The 15,062-nt window shown below is 71.5% G+C and carries 13 protein-coding genes and 1 pseudogene; 10 read left to right on the top strand and 4 right to left on the bottom strand.

Features of this window, described 5'->3' with window-relative positions; genetic code table 11:
- Window positions 1-37: 37 nt before the first annotated feature.
- The 4 genes and pseudogenes from ACFPZI_RS01765 to ACFPZI_RS01750 all read right to left on the bottom strand — a co-directional run.
- Window positions 38-811: a sulfite exporter TauE/SafE family protein gene (locus ACFPZI_RS01765; RefSeq protein ID WP_381357135.1), complete on the bottom strand. Its 774-nt coding sequence runs from the start codon at window positions 809-811 to the stop codon at window positions 38-40.
- A gap of 132 nt (window positions 812-943) precedes the next feature.
- Complete coding sequence (gene ppk2, locus ACFPZI_RS01760; protein ID WP_381357132.1) at window positions 944-1,747, bottom strand: polyphosphate kinase 2; 804 nt, start codon at window positions 1,745-1,747, stop codon at window positions 944-946.
- A 139-nt stretch (window positions 1,748-1,886) separates the two neighbouring features.
- A complete protein-coding gene (locus ACFPZI_RS01755) occupies window positions 1,887-2,081 on the bottom strand; it encodes a hypothetical protein (protein WP_381357394.1) in 195 nt (64 codons plus the stop codon).
- A gap of 5 nt (window positions 2,082-2,086) precedes the next feature.
- A pseudogene (locus ACFPZI_RS01750) lies at window positions 2,087-2,449 on the bottom strand (hypothetical protein); the annotation flags it as partial.
- A gap of 122 nt (window positions 2,450-2,571) precedes the next feature.
- Between ACFPZI_RS01750 and ACFPZI_RS01745 the strand changes: the two are divergent.
- The 10 genes from ACFPZI_RS01745 to ACFPZI_RS01700 all read left to right on the top strand — a co-directional run bounded on the left by ACFPZI_RS01745 (window position 2,572) and on the right by ACFPZI_RS01700 (window position 14,978).
- Window positions 2,572-2,715: a hypothetical protein gene (locus tag ACFPZI_RS01745; protein ID WP_381357129.1), complete on the top strand. Its 144-nt coding sequence runs from the start codon at window positions 2,572-2,574 to the stop codon at window positions 2,713-2,715.
- 157 nt (window positions 2,716-2,872) lie between these two features.
- A complete protein-coding gene (locus tag ACFPZI_RS01740; protein WP_381357374.1) occupies window positions 2,873-3,925 on the top strand; it encodes an Acg family FMN-binding oxidoreductase in 1,053 nt (350 codons plus the stop codon).
- A 372-nt stretch (window positions 3,926-4,297) separates the two neighbouring features.
- On the top strand, window positions 4,298-5,569 hold the full coding sequence (locus ACFPZI_RS01735; protein ID WP_381357127.1) for a nitrate/nitrite transporter: 1,272 nt from the start codon (window positions 4,298-4,300) through the stop codon (window positions 5,567-5,569).
- Window positions 5,570-5,674: 105 nt separating this feature from the next.
- A complete protein-coding gene (locus ACFPZI_RS01730) occupies window positions 5,675-6,151 on the top strand; it encodes a hemerythrin domain-containing protein (protein ID WP_381357124.1) in 477 nt (158 codons plus the stop codon).
- 273 nt (window positions 6,152-6,424) lie between these two features.
- The gene (locus ACFPZI_RS01725; protein ID WP_381357371.1) at window positions 6,425-10,132 is read left to right on the top strand and encodes a nitrate reductase subunit alpha; all 3,708 of its coding nucleotides are present in this window, start codon (window positions 6,425-6,427) and stop codon (window positions 10,130-10,132) included.
- On the top strand, window positions 10,132-11,901 hold the full coding sequence (gene narH, locus ACFPZI_RS01720) for a nitrate reductase subunit beta (protein ID WP_381357121.1): 1,770 nt from the start codon (window positions 10,132-10,134) through the stop codon (window positions 11,899-11,901). The genes ACFPZI_RS01725 and narH overlap by 1 nt, the downstream gene beginning before the upstream one ends.
- Window positions 11,898-12,593, top strand: coding sequence for a nitrate reductase molybdenum cofactor assembly chaperone (gene narJ, locus ACFPZI_RS01715; protein ID WP_381357118.1), 696 nt, complete (start codon window positions 11,898-11,900; stop codon window positions 12,591-12,593). The genes narH and narJ overlap by 4 nt, the downstream gene beginning before the upstream one ends.
- An 11-nt stretch (window positions 12,594-12,604) precedes the next feature.
- Complete coding sequence (gene narI, locus ACFPZI_RS01710; protein ID WP_381357370.1) at window positions 12,605-13,369, top strand: respiratory nitrate reductase subunit gamma; 765 nt, start codon at window positions 12,605-12,607, stop codon at window positions 13,367-13,369.
- 116 nt (window positions 13,370-13,485) lie between these two features.
- Window positions 13,486-14,145 (top strand): DUF6629 family protein, encoded by a 660-nt coding sequence (locus ACFPZI_RS01705; protein ID WP_381357115.1) that lies wholly within the window; start codon window positions 13,486-13,488, stop codon window positions 14,143-14,145.
- A 119-nt stretch (window positions 14,146-14,264) separates the two neighbouring features.
- Window positions 14,265-14,978 carry a hypothetical protein gene (locus ACFPZI_RS01700; protein WP_381357113.1) on the top strand — a complete coding sequence of 238 codons (714 nt, stop codon included), beginning with the start codon at window positions 14,265-14,267 and terminating at the stop codon, window positions 14,976-14,978.
- Window positions 14,979-15,062 lie beyond the last annotated feature (84 nt).

The raw sequence follows: 15,062 nt of genomic DNA, 5'->3' as shown, positions 1-15,062 counted from the left end.
GGGGCACCGATGGCCGGCGCCTCCGGCGGGCGCCGGTTCAGCGCAGGAGCAGTTGGACGATGGCGAACGTGCCCACGACGACGATGAAGGTCCGCAGGACGGGCGCAGGGAGCCGGCGCCCGACCTTCGCGCCGACCTGGCCGCCGATCGCCGAGCCCACGGCGATGAGCAGGACGGCGGTCCAGTCGAAGTCGGCGACGAACAGGAAGAACAGGGCCGCGATGCTGTTCACAAGGGCGGCCAGGACGTTCTTGACGGCGTTCAGCCGCTGGAGGGTGTCCTCGAGCAGCATGCCCATCAGGGAGAGGTAGATGATCCCCTGGGCCGCCGTGAAGTAGCCGCCGTAGACGCTGGCGAGCAGGAGCCCGCCGAAGAGGAGGGGCCCGCCGTCGGTCCTGGTGACCGTGCCCGTACGTGCCCGGCGGCGCTGGACGCGGGCGGAGATACGGGGCTGGAGCACGACGAGGACCAGCGCGAGCGCGACGAGCACGGGGACGATCGTCTCGAAGGCGGTGGCGGGGAGCGTGAGCAGCAGCATCGCCCCGGCGAGTCCGCCGATCACCGCGGCCACGCCGAGCCGCAGGACGAGACGGCGCTGGCCCTTGAGTTCCGCCCGGTAGCCTATGGCGCCGCTGACCGAACCGGGGATCAGCCCGAGGGCGTTGGACACGGTGGCGGTCACCGGAGGCAGCCCGGTGGCGAGCAGAACGGGAAACGTGATCAGCGTGCCCGAGCCGACGATGGTGTTGATGGTGCCGGCGCCGATTCCGGCGGCGAAGACCGCCAGTGCCTCCCAGATGGACAAGGCCATCTCCTTCTGATTCGGTGAGTCGCCTCCCCGCCGTGAAGGTCGAGGGGCCACCACCGATCATGCAGGAAGGGGGTGCACACCGGGGCAGCCGGGGCACCCCAGGCTGCCCCGGCCGGTCACCCGGACACCGGATCAGAGGGTGGACGCGTGGTCGGGGACGTAGGTCTGCAGGTCGCGGGGCGGCCGCTGGTAGCCGGTGGACGGCGGGCGCTCCGGCAGCTCTATGACGGGCGGCCCCACCTCCTGGTAGGGCACGGTGCTCAGCAGATGGGCGATCATGTTCAGCCGCGCACGGCGCTTGTCGTCGCTCTCCACGACGTACCACGGCGCCTCGGTGATGTCGGTGTGTACCAGCATCGAGTCCTTGGCCTGGGAGTACGCCTCCCAACGGGTGATCGACTCGAGGTCCATCGGCGAGAGTTTCCAGCGGCGTACCGGATCCTCCAGCCGCTTGCGGAACCGTGCCTCCTGCTCGGTGTCGCTCACCGAGAACCAGTACTTGCGCAGCAGGATCCCGTCCTCCACCAGCATCCGCTCGAAGATCGGGCACTGGCGCAGGAAAAGCTGATACTCCTGCTTCGTGCAGAAGCCCATGACCCGCTCCACCCCGGCGCGGTTGTACCAGGACCGGTCGAACAGCACGATCTCACCGGCGGCCGGCAGATGCTCGACGTACCGCTGGAAGTACCACTGGGTGCGCTGGCGCTCGGTCGGCGTGGGCAGGGCCGCGATCCGTGCCACGCGCGGGTTGAGATGCTCGGTGACCCGCTTGATGGTGCCGCCCTTGCCCGCGGCGTCCCGGCCCTCGAAGACGACGACCAGCCGCGCCCCCTCGGCCCGCACCCACTCCTGGAGCTTCACCAGCTCAGCCTGCAGACGCAGCAGCTCGCTCTCGTACGCCGCACGGGGCAGCTTCGCCTCCTTCTTGCCGGCCATGTCGCCGCCTCCACCGCCCGGTGACCCGCGCCGTCCTCGGGCGGGTCACTCCGTTCAAGGTCACGCACCAGGACGCCACCGTACTGATCGGCGAGGGTCCGCGCATCCGGCCCGGTGACGCTCCAGGTGGGCCCGACGGCTACAGCAATGTGCTCCAGTACGACCGGAAGCGGGTGAGGACGAGCACGGCGAGCAGGGCGTACCAGGCGCCGAGCAGCATCCCGCGCGTGTCCCGGACGACCTCCCGCACCGGCCGGGGTGCCGGGACGAGGCCCCGGTCCAGGCAGTGCACGGTGACGTACCAGAACAGGGTGATGGTGACGACCCGGACCACGGCGCAGTAGGGGAGTAGGTGTACCAGGAGAACGACGCTCCGCACGGGCGGCCGCGCGGCTCGTACTCGGGGCAGTCCGTGCCGATCGACGGGTAGTCGGTCGCCTGGTGCTCCCAGGTGATGATGCCGTCCTTGACGTACACCATCCACGAGCAGGACCCCGTGCAGTCGACTCCGTACGGGGAGCGCACCGCCTTGTCGTGCGACCACCGGTCCCGGTGGAAGCCCTCCCACCGAGGGTCGCCCTCGCCGAACACGGCACGGCTGTCGGCCGACACCTCCCGGCGGGTCAGCAGCCGACGGGCCGCCAGCGGCCGGCCATGGGCGGCGCGTGACTCCCGCGGCCCTGCGTTTCGATCGTTCTCCATGGTCCCGAACGCTGGGCCGCGCGCACCTCGGCACACCTGGGCCCGGCGGGCCCCACCACGAGACCGTACGGCCCCCGGCACACGGCTGGTCAAGGAACCAACGGCCCTGCCCATGAAGGCCCTTGGCCGCCCTGCCGGCCGGCGCGGCGGGACACGGGATCGCCCACTCCAAGGGTCGTACGGAGCTCGCCCGTGCCCTGGTGGTCGTCGCGTTGGCCGGATCCCTCGGCGTCGCCCTGCTCGCCACGGCCCTGCCGGCCACCTGACGGCCCCGAACGGGACCACTGACCGCCCCGAACGGGCCACATGGTCCGCGGCGTGGGGCCGGTCAACCCTCCTTCCGGAGCGGTTTCGCGGCGCAGGGTGGACGCAGCAGAGAGAACTCGGCCGAGGTGCCGTTGCGAAGGAGCCGTGATTGCCGTGATGCAGACCCGCGAACTCGACGCCGCAGCCGTACATGACCTGCTGGCCGCGGCGGTGGCGGCCCCGTCGATCCACAACACGCAGCCCTGGCGGTTCGGCCTGGACCCGGACAGCGGGACGGTCCAGGTCAGGGCCGACCGCCGGCGGCAGCTGCCGATGGCGGACCCCCTGCGGCGTGCCCAGCACATGTCGGTCGGTGCGGCCGTCTTCAACCTCCGGGTGGCCGCGGAACACCTCGGCTGGGCTCCCGTCGTCCGGCTGCGCCCCACCGCGGACGATCCGGACCTGCTGGCCACGGTGCAACTGTCCTGCCCCACCGTGGACCGGCAGTTGTCCCTGAGCGACCTGTACGACGCGGTCGAGCGCCGCCACACCAGTCGGATGCCGTTCACCGGCCGCCCGGTGCCGGACCCGATCGTGACCGAGATGATCGGCGCGGCCCGCGCCGAGGGAGCCCACCTGGACGTCCCCGACATCATGGGCACCCGGCGCCTGCTGCACCTGACGGAGGCCGCCGAGACCCGCAACGCCGCCGACCCGGCCAGCACCGGCGAAATGCGCACCTGGGTCACGCCCCCGGGCGAACGCGCCCCCTACGGCATTCCCCTGACCGCCTTGGGCCCGCGGGACGCGTCCGGCCGGATGCCGGTGCGGGACTTCACCGGAGTGCTGCCCGTGCCGAGACTCCCGGCCGTACGGTTCGAACGCCATGCGCAGGTGGCCCTGTTGTGGACCTCCCACGACCGGCCGGAGGACTGGCTGAGGGCGGGGCAGGCACTGGAACGCGTCCTGCTCACGGCGACCCGGTGCGGGGTGCGCACCTCGATGCTGCACCAGGCGATGGAGTGGCCGGACCTGCGGGCGGCCATGGCGGGAACGAGACGGCGCTGCTGTCCGCAACTGCTGATCCGCTTCGGCTACGGCTACGGCTCCGGTGGCGGTCGCACACCGCGCGCGTCGGCCCGTCCTGTGTCCGGCCCCGGCCTCGACGTGGGGTCGCGGCGGCCGGGTCAGGGCCGGGATCAGGGGCACGACCGGGGGCGGACCCACTGACCGGGACGGGAAGGGCCGTTCGGCCCTGTGCCGGCCCCGCGTTCGCGCCGCTCGGACCACCGGGCCTTCACCTGACACCGCCGGACACCACTGGACACCAGCGGTCACAGCCGTTGTTTCACGGACCGCCCGGAAGGGCATCGGTGGAGCACCGATCCAAGGGCGCCGGGCGACGGGACGACCGGGTCCGACCGGAGGGACTCTCCGCCGGACGGCAGGGACCCGTGGCCCCTGGGGACCCGTGGCCCCTGGGGACGCGGGGTCCCGGACTCGGACAGTGGTTCCGGGGCCCCGGTTCGCAGACAAGGGGCCTGCGGTTTCCGCGCGACCCCGGTGCCGAGGCACGGCTGTGAGAGGGAAGGGACGGACAGCATGGTCCAGTCGCCGAAATCGAAGAACGGCAGCCCACCGTCGGGTGCCCGGGTGTCCGGCCGGGCATGGCTGATGCTGGCTCTGGCCACCATCGGTTTCGCCGTCAACTTCTGGGCGTGGGCTCTGCTCAGCCCGCTCAGCCCGCGCTTCCAGGACAGCCTGGACCTGACGTCGTTCGAGCAGTCGCTGCTGGTCGCGGTGCCGGTCGCGGTCGGCTCCCTGGGACGCATCCCGGTCGGCGCGCTGACCGACCGGTTCGGCGGACGCATGATGTTCCCGATTGTGTCGGCGGTCACGATCGTGCCGGTCCTCTACCTGGGCCTGGCCGGGCACTCCTCGCTCGCCGCGCTGCTGACCGGAGGGTTCTTCCTCGGTATCGGCGGCACCGCCTTCGCCGTCGGCGTACCGTTCGTCAACGCCTGGTTCCCGCCCGAGCGGCGCGGACTGGCCATCGGAGTCTTCGGCGCCGGCATGGGCGGCACCGCCATCAGCGCCCTCACCACCGTGAAGCTGGTCGAAGCGAGCAGCATGGAGACGCCGTTCGTGAGCACTGCCCTGGTGCTGGCCGCGTACGCCGTGGTCGCCGCGCTGGTGCTGCGCGACGCGCCGGGCCGCACCGTACCGAGCCTGCCCCTGGCCCGCCGACTGGCCGCCACAATGAAGCTGAGCATCACCTGGCAGGCGTCCGTGCTCTACGCCGTCGCCTTCGGCGGCTACGTCGCCTTCTCCGTCTACCTGCCCACCTACCTCAAGACCGGCTACGGCCTCACCCAGGCCGACGCCGCCAACCGCATGGCCGGGTTCGTGCTGCTCGCGGTGGCGATGCGCCCGATGGGCGGCTGGCTGTCCGACCGGCTGGGCCCGGTCCGGGTGCTGGCCGGCTCCCTGGCCGTGGTCGTGGCCGGCGCGCTCGTTCAGTCGCTCACCCCGCCGCTGGCGCCGGTGGGGACCATCGCGTTCCTCGCCATGGCGGCCGCGCTCGGCGCGGGCAGCGGGGCGACCTTCGCCCTGGTGGCACAGCTGACCCCGGCAGGCCAGGTCGGGTCGGTCACCGGGGTCGTCGGCGCCGCGGGAGGCCTCGGGGGCTTCCTGCCGCCGCTGGTGATGGGCTCGCTGTACGGCGCGTACGGGACGTACGCCGTCGGCCTGGTGCTGCTCGCGATCGTGTCCGCCGCGGCGCTGGCCTACACCCTCACCGGTGCCCGCGCCGCGGCCGAAGGCGACCGGTACCGGCTGCCCGCCGAGAACCACCATGCCAGGCCCGCCGCGTAGCGAGCGGACCCCGAAGGCCCCGTAGATCGGTCGGAGGTCCCGCAGATCCGTCGAAGGCGTGTCAGGACCGAGGAAGAAGCAGAGGAGAAGCAGAGGAGAAGCCCTGTGTGCGAGTACTGCGGCTGCCAGTCCCTGGCAGCGATCGACGAGCTGACCCGCGAGCACGACGAGGTCGTCCGACTGATCAGTCACCTGCGCCCCGCCCACGAGGACGGCGACGTGCCCCGGATGGCGCAGGTGGCCCGGGAGATCGCGGCCGTGCTCGGCCCGCACACCCGGGTGGAGGAACGCGGCCTGTTCCTCGCCATGGCCGAGGACTTTCCCGAGCAGATCGCCATCCTGGAGGCGGAACACCGGCACGTCGACGAAGTGCTGGCCCAGGCCGCCGACGGGCTCACCCCCGGCGATCCGGCCTGGCCGGACCGGCTGATGGAGGCGATGGAAATGCTGCGCGACCACATCCTCAAGGAACAGGACGGCGTCTTCCCTGCCGCGCTCGCGACCCTCAGCACCGAGCAGTGGGAAGCGGTCGACGCGGTGCGCGACCAGGAGGCAGGCGCCCTGCCCCGTCCCGCCGGCTGACCCCCGGCCGTCCGCAGGGGTACGGTCGCCCGTACCCCGCCGCGACTCCTGGCGCTCTCCGCTCCCCACCCCACCCCACCTCGCTGTCTCGCACGCGGACGGACTGCGCCGTGTCACCTGCGGTTCGTGGCGTGGTTGTTGACCCGTGAGCGGGGAGGGGACCTAGAGTCGTGGTGGCCGGAACCGATCACGATTCGAACGGGCCGCTGGTGCCCGGAGCGGAGTGGCACGGTGAGCACGGAGAGCACGCGGAGCGGACCGGGACGGGCGGGCATGGACGGCGATCTGGCGGAGGCGCTGGTACGCAGCCGCCGGTTCTTCACCCGGGCGGAGGTCTCGAAGGATCTGCGCACCCTGCACAGGAGCGGCGGCCGCCAGGCCGACGAGTTCTACCGGGACCGCTGGTCGCACGACAAGGTGGTGCGCTCCACTCATGGCGTGAACTGCACCGGATCGTGCTCGTGGAAGGTGTACGTCAAGGACGGCATCATCACCTGGGAGGCCCAGCAGACCGACTATCCGTCGGTGGGTCCCGACCGCCCCGAGTACGAACCGCGCGGCTGCCCTCGAGGGGCGGCCTTCTCCTGGTACACCTACTCGCCGACCCGGGTGCGCTACCCGTACGTGCGGGGTGTCCTGCTGGAGATGTACCGGGAGGCCAAGGCCCGCCTCGGCGATCCGGTGGCGGCCTGGGCCGACATCGTCTCCGACCCCGAGCGCTCCCGCCGCTACAAGCGAGCGCGTGGCAAGGGCGGTCTGGTGCGGGCCAGTTGGACGGAGGCGACGGAGATGGTGGCTGCCGCGCATGTGCACACCATCAAGGAGTACGGCCCGGACCGGCTGGCCGGATTTTCGCCGATTCCGGCCATGTCGATGGTCTCGCACGCGGCCGGCGCCCGCTTCTACTCCCTGCTCGGCGGCGCGATGCTGTCGTTCTACGACTGGTACGCGGACCTGCCGGTGGCCTCGCCGCAGGTCTTCGGCGACCAGACCGACGTACCGGAGTCGGGGGACTGGTGGGACGCCGGCTATCTGATCATGTGGGGCTCCAACGTCCCCGTCACCCGTACCCCGGACGCGCACTGGATGGCCGAGGCCCGCTACCGGGGCCAGAAGGTGGTCGCAGTCTCCCCGGACTACGCGGACAACGTGAAGTTCGCCGACGAGTGGCTGCCGGCCCAGCCGGGCACCGACGGCGCCCTGGCGATGGCCATGGGCCATGTGATCCTCAAGGAGTTCTTCGTCGACCGGGAGACGGAGTACTTCAACCAGTATGTGAAGCGGTACACCGACCTGCCCTTCCTGGTCACTCTCGACGAGTCCGGGGCCGAGACCGAGGACGGCGCCGAGCCCGGCACATACGTACCGGGCAAGTTCCTGACCGCCGCCGACCTCGGTGGCCGGGCCGCCGAGGCCGAGCACGCGGAGTTCCGTACCGTGCTGCTGGACGCGGCCACCGGGGAGCCGGTGGTGCCGAACGGCACGCTGGGAGACCGCTTCGGCGAGTCCGGAGCCGGCAAATGGAACCTTGACCTGGGCGACATCGATCCGTCGCTGTCCGCCGACGGTGCCTCCGAGGCACCGGTCACCGTCCTGCTGCCGAGGTTCGACGCCCCGGACGGCGCCGCGGGCCGGCTGCGGCGCGGGGTGCCGGTGCGCCGGATCGCCGGCCGTCTGGTGACCACGGTGTACGACCTGCTGCTGGCCCAGTACGGGGTGGCCCGGGAGGGACTGCCCGGTCGGTGGCCGACGTCGTACGAGGACGCGGAGGAGCCCTACACCCCGGCCTGGCAGGCCGCGATCACCGGAGTGGACGCGGACCGGGCGGCCCGTATCGCCCGGGAGTTCGCCGTCAACGCCGAGGAGTCCGGCGGCCGTTCAATGATCATCATGGGAGCGGGGACCAACCACTGGTTCCACTCCGACACCATCTACCGGTCCTTCCTGACCCTGACCACGCTCACCGGCTGCCAGGGCGTCAACGGCGGCGGCTGGGCGCACTACGTCGGACAGGAGAAGGTCCGTCCGATCACCGGTTATTCGGCGATCGCGACCGCGGCCGACTGGAACCGGCCGGCCCGGCTGATGATCCAGACCGCCTACTGGTACCTGCACGCCGACCAGTTCCGCTACGACCCGTTCTCCGCGGACACCCTCGCGGCAGCCGGGCCGGGCCGGAGCGGCCCGTTCGCCGGGAAGACTACGGCGGACGTCATCGCACAGTCGGCGCGGATGGGCTGGATGCCGTCGTATCCCACCTTCGACCGCAACCCGCTCGACCTGGCGGACGACGCGGCTGCCGCCGGCCGCCCGGTCGCCGATCACGTAGTGGACGAACTCAAGGCGGGACGGCTGAAGTTCGCCGGTGAGGACCCGGACGCGCCGGAGAACTTCCCCCGGGTGCTGACCATCTGGCGGGCGAACCTGCTGGGCTCCTCCGCCAAGGGCAACGAGTACTTCCTCAAACACCTGCTCGGCACCGACTCCTCCGTGCGGGCCACCGAGGCACCGCCCGCCGCCCGTCCACGCGACGTGGTGTGGCGGGAGGAGGCCCCGGAGGGGAAACTCGACCTGCTGCTGACCCTGGACTTCCGGATGACCAGCACCACGGTCTTCTCCGACGTCGTCCTGCCGGCCGCCACCTGGTACGAGAAGTACGACCTGTCCAGCACGGACATGCACCCCTTCGTGCACGCCTTCAACCCGGCGATCGCCCCGCCGTGGCAGACCCGCAGCGACTGGGACGCCTTCCACACCATCGCGAAGGAGTTCAGCCGGCAGGCGGCCACTCATCTGGGCGCACGGACGGACGTCGTCGCGGCGCCGCTGTTGCACGACACCCCGGACGAGATGGCGAACCCGCACGGCCGGGTCCGCGACTGGAAGGCGGGGGAGTGCGAACCGGTGCCCGGCCGCACCATGCCGAAACTCGTCACCGTCGAACGCGACTACGCCGCCGTCGCCGACCGGATGGCCGCGCTCGGCCCGCTGCTCGACACCCTCGGCGCCACCACCAAGGGCATCACCTTCAAGGTCGACCGCGAACTGGAGTACCTGCGGCACAAGAACGGCACCGTGCGCGGCGGCACGGCCGACGGCCGCCCGTCGCTCGCGCGTGACACCCACGCCTGCGAGGCCATCCTCGCCCTCTCCGGCACCACCAACGGCCACCTCGCCACCCAGGGCTTCCACAGCCTCGAGGCGCGTACCGGCACCCGGCTCGCGGACCTGGCGGCCGAACACGAGGGCAAGCAGATCACCTTCGCCGACACCCAGGCAGCGCCGGTCCCGGTCATCACCTCGCCGGAGTGGTCCGGTTCGGAGACCGGCGGGCGCCGCTACTCGCCGTTCACCGTCAACGTGGAGCGCCTCAAGCCCTGGCACACCCTCACCGGCCGGCAGCACTTCTACCTCGACCACGACTGGATGTCCGCGCTCGGCGAGGGACTGCCCGTCTACCGGCCGCCGTTGAACATGGACGCCCTGTTCGGCGAGCCGCGCATCGGCGACGTCGGGGAACTGGGCGTGACCGTGCGCTATCTGACCCCGCACAACAAGTGGTCCATCCACTCCGAGTACCAGGACAACCTGTTCATGCTGTCCCTCTCCCGGGGCGGTCCGACGATCTGGATGAGCAAGGAGGACGCGGCGAAGATCGGCGTCCACGACAACGACTGGATCGAGGCCGTCAACCGCAACGGTGTGGTCGCCGCCCGCGCGGTCGTCTCGCACCGCATGCCGGAGGGCACCGTCTACATGCACCACGCCCAGGACCGGCTCATCGACGTGCCCCGCACCGAGACCACCGGCCGGCGCGGCGGCATCCACAACTCCCTGACCCGTCTGCTGATCAAGCCCAGCCACCTCATCGGCGGCTACGCCCAGCTCTCCTACGCCTTCAACTACCTCGGCCCCACCGGCAACCAGCGCGACGAGGTCACCGTCGTCCGCCGCCGCTCGAACCAGGAGGTGACGTACTGATGGTCACCGTCGAAGAAGCCCCCGCCGGGGCCGAGGCCGCCCCCATCGGGCGCGTCATGGCGCAGATGGCGATGGTGATGAACCTCGACAAGTGCATTGGCTGCCACACCTGTTCGGTCACCTGCAAGCAGGCGTGGACCAACCGCTCCGGCGTCGAGTACGTCTGGTTCAACAATGTCGAGACCCGCCCCGGCCAGGGCTACCCCCGCCGCTACGAGGACCAGGACACCTGGCAGGGCGGCTGGGAGCTCAACAAGCGCGGCAGGCTGGGGCTGAAGGCGGGCGGCCGGTTCAAGAAGCTGATCCAGATCTTCTCGAACCCCAAACTGCCCTCCCTCGACGACTACTACGAGCCCTGGACGTACGACTACGAGACGCTGACCAACGCTCCGCTCCAGGAGCACACCCCCGTCGCCCGCCCCAAGTCCCTGATCACCGGCAAGGACATGAAGATCGCCTGGTCCGCGAACTGGGACGACGACCTCGGCGGCTCGCCCGACCACGGCGACAAGGACGTCCTGCTGAACCAGGTCTCCGAGAAGATCAAGTTCGAGTTCGAACAGACCTTCATGTTCTACCTGCCGCGCATCTGCGAGCACTGCCTCAACCCGTCCTGTGCGGCCTCCTGCCCCTCCGGCGCGATCTACAAGCGGGAGGAGGACGGCATCGTCCTCGTCGACCAGGACCGCTGCCGGGGCTGGCGGATGTGCGTCACAGGATGCCCGTACAAGAAGGTGTACTTCAACCACCGCACCGGCAAGGCCGAGAAGTGCACGTTCTGCTTCCCGCGCATCGAGGTCGGACTGCCCACCGTCTGCTCCGAGACCTGCGTCGGCCGGCTGCGCTACATCGGCCTCGTCCTCTACGACGCCGACCGCGTCCTGGAAGCCGCCTCCACCCCCGACGACACCGGCCTGTACGAGGCGCAGCGGCAGGTCTTCCTCGACCCGGACGACCCCCGGGTCGTCGCCGCGGCCGAGAAGGCCGGCATCCCGCGGGACTGGATCGAGGCCGCGCAGCGTTCCCCGATCCACGCCCTGATCAACACCTACAAGGTGGCCCTGCCACTGCACCCGGAGTACCGCACCATGCCGATGGTCTGGTACATCCCGCCGCTGTCCCCGGTGGTGGACGCCGTCCGCGACACCGGCCGCGACGCCGAGGACCACCGGAACATCTTCGCGGCCGTCGACGCCCTGCGCATCCCGGTCGACTACCTGGCCCAGCTGTTCACCGCGGGCGACCCCGCTCCCGTCGACGCGGTCCTGCACCGCCTGGCCGCCATGCGCGCCTACATGCGCGACATCAACCTGGGCCGCGAACCGGACGACGCCATCCCCGATGCGGTCGGTATGACCGGCGAGCAGGTCTACGACATGTACCGGCTGCTGGCCCTCGCGAAGTACGACGAGCGGTACGTCATCCCGCCGGCCCATGCCGAACAGGCCCATCAGCTCGAGGAACTGGCCACCGAGTGCAGCCTCGACTACGAGGGCGGCCCCGGCATGGGAGGCTCGGGCCCCTTCGGCGAGACGTCCGGCGGCGCCGCCCCCATCGCCGTGGAGAACTTCCACGCCCTGCGCGACCGTCAGACCTCCGACACCCCGGCCACCCCCACCGAAAAGGCCACCCGCGTGAACCTCCTCAACTGGGACGGCAAGGGCTCCCCACCCGGCCTGTTCCCGGACACACCGTCCCAAGGCGGCGACGACCGGGGCGGTGACGGCCCCGGCACGGGCCACGACGGGAAGACGGAGCCGAAACCATGAAGCGCAAGTCCCCGAAGCCCGCCAGACTCCCGAAGACCAAGCGGGCGGCCCGCACCCAGCCCTGGCACCCCTCCGCCTGGCAGGTCCAGTCCCTGCTGCTCGCCTACCCCGACGACGAGTTCGGCCGGCACCTGGCCCTGGCCCGCCGGGTCGCCGACACCCTCCCCGACCCGGCCGTGGCCCGCCCCCTGCTCCGCTTCGCCGCACACGCCGAGCAGACCGCCCCCGCCGACCTGACCGCCGCCTATGTCGCCACCTTCGACCACCGCAAACGCTGCTGCCCGTACCTGACGTACTACGCGTACGGCGACACCCGTAAGCGCGGCATGGGTCTGCTGAAGCTGAAACAGGCCTACGCCGCGGCCGGCTGGCGGCTCGCCGACGACGAACTGCCCGACCACCTCGCCGTCGTCCTCGAGTTCGCCGCCGCCGACCCCGCCGAGGGAGCACGCCTGCTCACCGAGCACCGGGCCGGCCTCGAACTGCTGCGGCTGGCCCTGAACGACGACGACTCGCCCTGGGCGCACATCCTGGACTCCCTCTCCGCCACCCTGCCCGCCCTCGCCGGCGACGACCGCGAAGCCGTCATGCGGCTCGCCGCCCAGGGCCCGCCCGAGGAACAGGTCGGGCTCGACCCGTACGCGTCATCCCCCGTGTTCCTGCCCGACCCCGTCGTAGGAGGTCCCCGATGACCGCGCCCGCGATGTCCGAGCCCGCGCAGCCCGTCACCCTGGCGGCGGAGGCAGGCACCGGCGGCATCCTGCTCTGGGTCGCCCTTCCCTACGTCTGCCTCGCGGTGTTCGTCCTCGGCCACATCTGGCGCTACCGCTACGACAAGTTCGGCTGGACCACCCGCTCCTCCCAGCTCTACGAGCGGCGGCTGCTGCGCATCGGCAGCCCGCTGTTCCACTTCGGCATCCTGGTCGTGCTGCTCGGCCACATCGGCGGCCTGCTCATCCCCAAGAGCTGGACCGAGGCCATCGGAGTGAGCGAGCACATGTACCACGTCGGCGCGGTCGTGCTCGGCACCATCGCCGGCGTCGCCACCCTCGGCGGGATCGCCATCCTGATCTACCGCAGGCGCACCGTCGGCGCGGTCTTCTCCGCCACCACCCGCAACGACAAGGCCATGTACGTCTCCCTCACGGCGACCATCGTGCTGGGCCTGGCCGCCACCGTGGCCGCGAACATCGGCGGCGGCTACGACTACCGCGAGACCATCTCCCCCTGGTTCCGCTCCATCTTCTCCCTCCAGCCCGACCCGGCCCTGATGACCGGCGCCCCGGTGCTGTTCCAGCTCCACGTGCTCAGCGCCCTGCTGCTCTTCGCGGCCTGGCCCTTCACCCGGCTCGTCCACATGCTCACCGCCCCCCTCGGCTACCTGACCCGCCCCTACGTCGTCTACCGCAGCCGCGACACCACCCTCGGCACCCGCACACCCCCCCGGGGCTGGGAGCGCACCGGGTAGGCGGTGCGAGGGCGGACGGGTGCGGGGGCGGGGAGCGCGCCACCGTGTCCGCTGCTGTCCGGTTGCTCCGGGTTCGCGAGGATGGAGGCTTCCTGCGGTGACCCGAGGGCGGAGCGATGTGCTGGAGTGCGGAGACCGGCCTCGTGGCGGGTGCCGGGATCGCGGCGGTCGGGGTGGCCTGTGTGGCCCGCGCGGTGCGGGCGGGCCGCGGCGGTGACCTTCCGCCGGCCGCGCTGCCGCTGCTGCTCGGCGTGCACCAGATGATCGAGGCGGCGGTCTGGGTCTCGGGCGGAGGGACGGGTCCGGTCGTGCTGCTGTGGGCGGTCGTCGCCCTGCCTCTGCTGGCGCTCTGGGTACCGGTGTGCGTGCTGTGCGCCGCGCCGGAGGGCGCGCGGCGGGACGCGCTGCGCAGGCTGACACTGCCCCTCGTCGCCGGGGCCGTGACGGCGGCGGTCCTCGGGCACACCCTCGCCACGCGTCCCGTACGGGCGGAGATCCGCGGCCGGACCATCGGTTACGTCATGGACCTGCCGTACGCCCCGCTGCTGGTCGTGGGCTACCTGACGGCCACCGTCGGGTCCCTGTTGCTCTCCGGCGACCGCGGCCTGCGGGTCCTCGGTGCCCTGGCCGGCGCAAGCGCGCTCGTCTGCTGGGCCCTGTGGCGGCTGGAGTTCGTCTCGACGTGGTGTGCGTTCGCCGCCGTGTGCTCGCTGCTCCTGTTCGGGTGGGTGCGGGGGCGCGGGCGGCGGCCGGAGGCGACTGCGCCGGCCGGGTGACGGCCTCGGCCGACAGTGGAATGTGGCGCGCATCACATCGTCGCGATTGAGTCGGCCACCAGGACAATGTCCGTACCCTCACGTGACGCTCGAGATCCGGATGCGAGGATGAGGCCGCCATGACCAGTGGGTGGTGTTCTCGCACGGTACGGGCCGCGGTGTTCGCGGCTGTCTGTGTGCTGTTCGCCGCCCTCGGCCACGTCCTGATGTCAGGGACCGCGGTGCCCGGGTGGGCCCTGGCGGCGGGGGCGGCGGCGACCGGCGTCACCGTCTGGTTCCTGGCCGGCCGGGAGCGCGGGCCGTGGCTGGTCGGTTCCGTCGCGGTGGCCGCACAGGCCGCCCTGCACGCCTTGTTCGCCTTCGCCCAGGCGCTTGTCCACCCGGATCCCTCGGGCGGAGGTTCGTTGCTCGAACGCGGGCTGGGCAACCTGCTGATGCGTCAGCACGCCGCGCCCCTTTCCCCGGGTGACGGTATGGGTGGTGAGATGGCGGGCACCCCGCATTCCGCGTACTCCGCCCATGCCGACCACACCGCGCACTCCATGACTGCGGACGGTATGTCGTCGACCGGGATGCTCGCCGCCCACCTGCTGGCCGCGCTGGTGTGCGCCCTCTGGCTCGCGCGTGGTGAACGTGCCGCGTTCCGCATCCTGCGTGCCTTCGCCGGCAGGCTGTTCGCGCCGCTGCGTGGGCTGCTGCTGTGGTTGCCCGCGCCACCGGACCGCCCACGCGTCCGTGCGCGCCGCGCCGGCCAAGGCCGGATGCCGCGCCGGCTCCTCCTCACCCACACGATCACCACTCGGGGTCCGCCCGCCGGGGTCGCTGTCGTCTGACGACAGCCGGTTCCCCGAGGCCTCCCGTAACCCGGCGCACCGACGGATCGACGTCACGGTCGAGCCGTCGGCCGTCGGTGTTCC

Origin of the sequence: Streptomyces chlorus, assembly GCF_042655885.1 — a bacterium.
Taxonomy (GTDB): domain Bacteria; phylum Actinomycetota; class Actinomycetes; order Streptomycetales; family Streptomycetaceae; genus Streptomyces; species Streptomyces chlorus.
Note: the sequence above shows the minus strand (reverse complement) of the source record. Positions and strands in the feature narration are given on the sequence as shown.

Excerpts from the sequence above, each read along its gene's own strand:
- ACFPZI_RS01765 (WP_381357135.1), bottom strand. The coding sequence starts at position 811 with ATGGCCTTGTCCATCTGGGAGGCACTGGCGGTCTTCGCCGCCGGAATC.
- ppk2 (WP_381357132.1), bottom strand. The coding sequence starts at position 1,747 with ATGGCCGGCAAGAAGGAGGCGAAGCTGCCCCGTGCGGCGTACGAGAGC.
- ACFPZI_RS01740 (WP_381357374.1), top strand. The coding sequence starts at position 2,873 with ATGCAGACCCGCGAACTCGACGCCGCAGCCGTACATGACCTGCTGGCC.
- ACFPZI_RS01735 (WP_381357127.1), top strand. The coding sequence starts at position 4,298 with ATGGTCCAGTCGCCGAAATCGAAGAACGGCAGCCCACCGTCGGGTGCC.
- ACFPZI_RS01725 (WP_381357371.1), top strand. The coding sequence starts at position 6,425 with ATGGACGGCGATCTGGCGGAGGCGCTGGTACGCAGCCGCCGGTTCTTC.
- narH (WP_381357121.1), top strand. The coding sequence starts at position 10,132 with ATGGTCACCGTCGAAGAAGCCCCCGCCGGGGCCGAGGCCGCCCCCATC.
- narJ (WP_381357118.1), top strand. The coding sequence starts at position 11,898 with ATGAAGCGCAAGTCCCCGAAGCCCGCCAGACTCCCGAAGACCAAGCGG.
- narI (WP_381357370.1), top strand. The coding sequence starts at position 12,605 with ATGTCCGAGCCCGCGCAGCCCGTCACCCTGGCGGCGGAGGCAGGCACC.
- ACFPZI_RS01705 (WP_381357115.1), top strand. The coding sequence starts at position 13,486 with ATGTGCTGGAGTGCGGAGACCGGCCTCGTGGCGGGTGCCGGGATCGCG.
- ACFPZI_RS01700 (WP_381357113.1), top strand. The coding sequence starts at position 14,265 with ATGACCAGTGGGTGGTGTTCTCGCACGGTACGGGCCGCGGTGTTCGCG.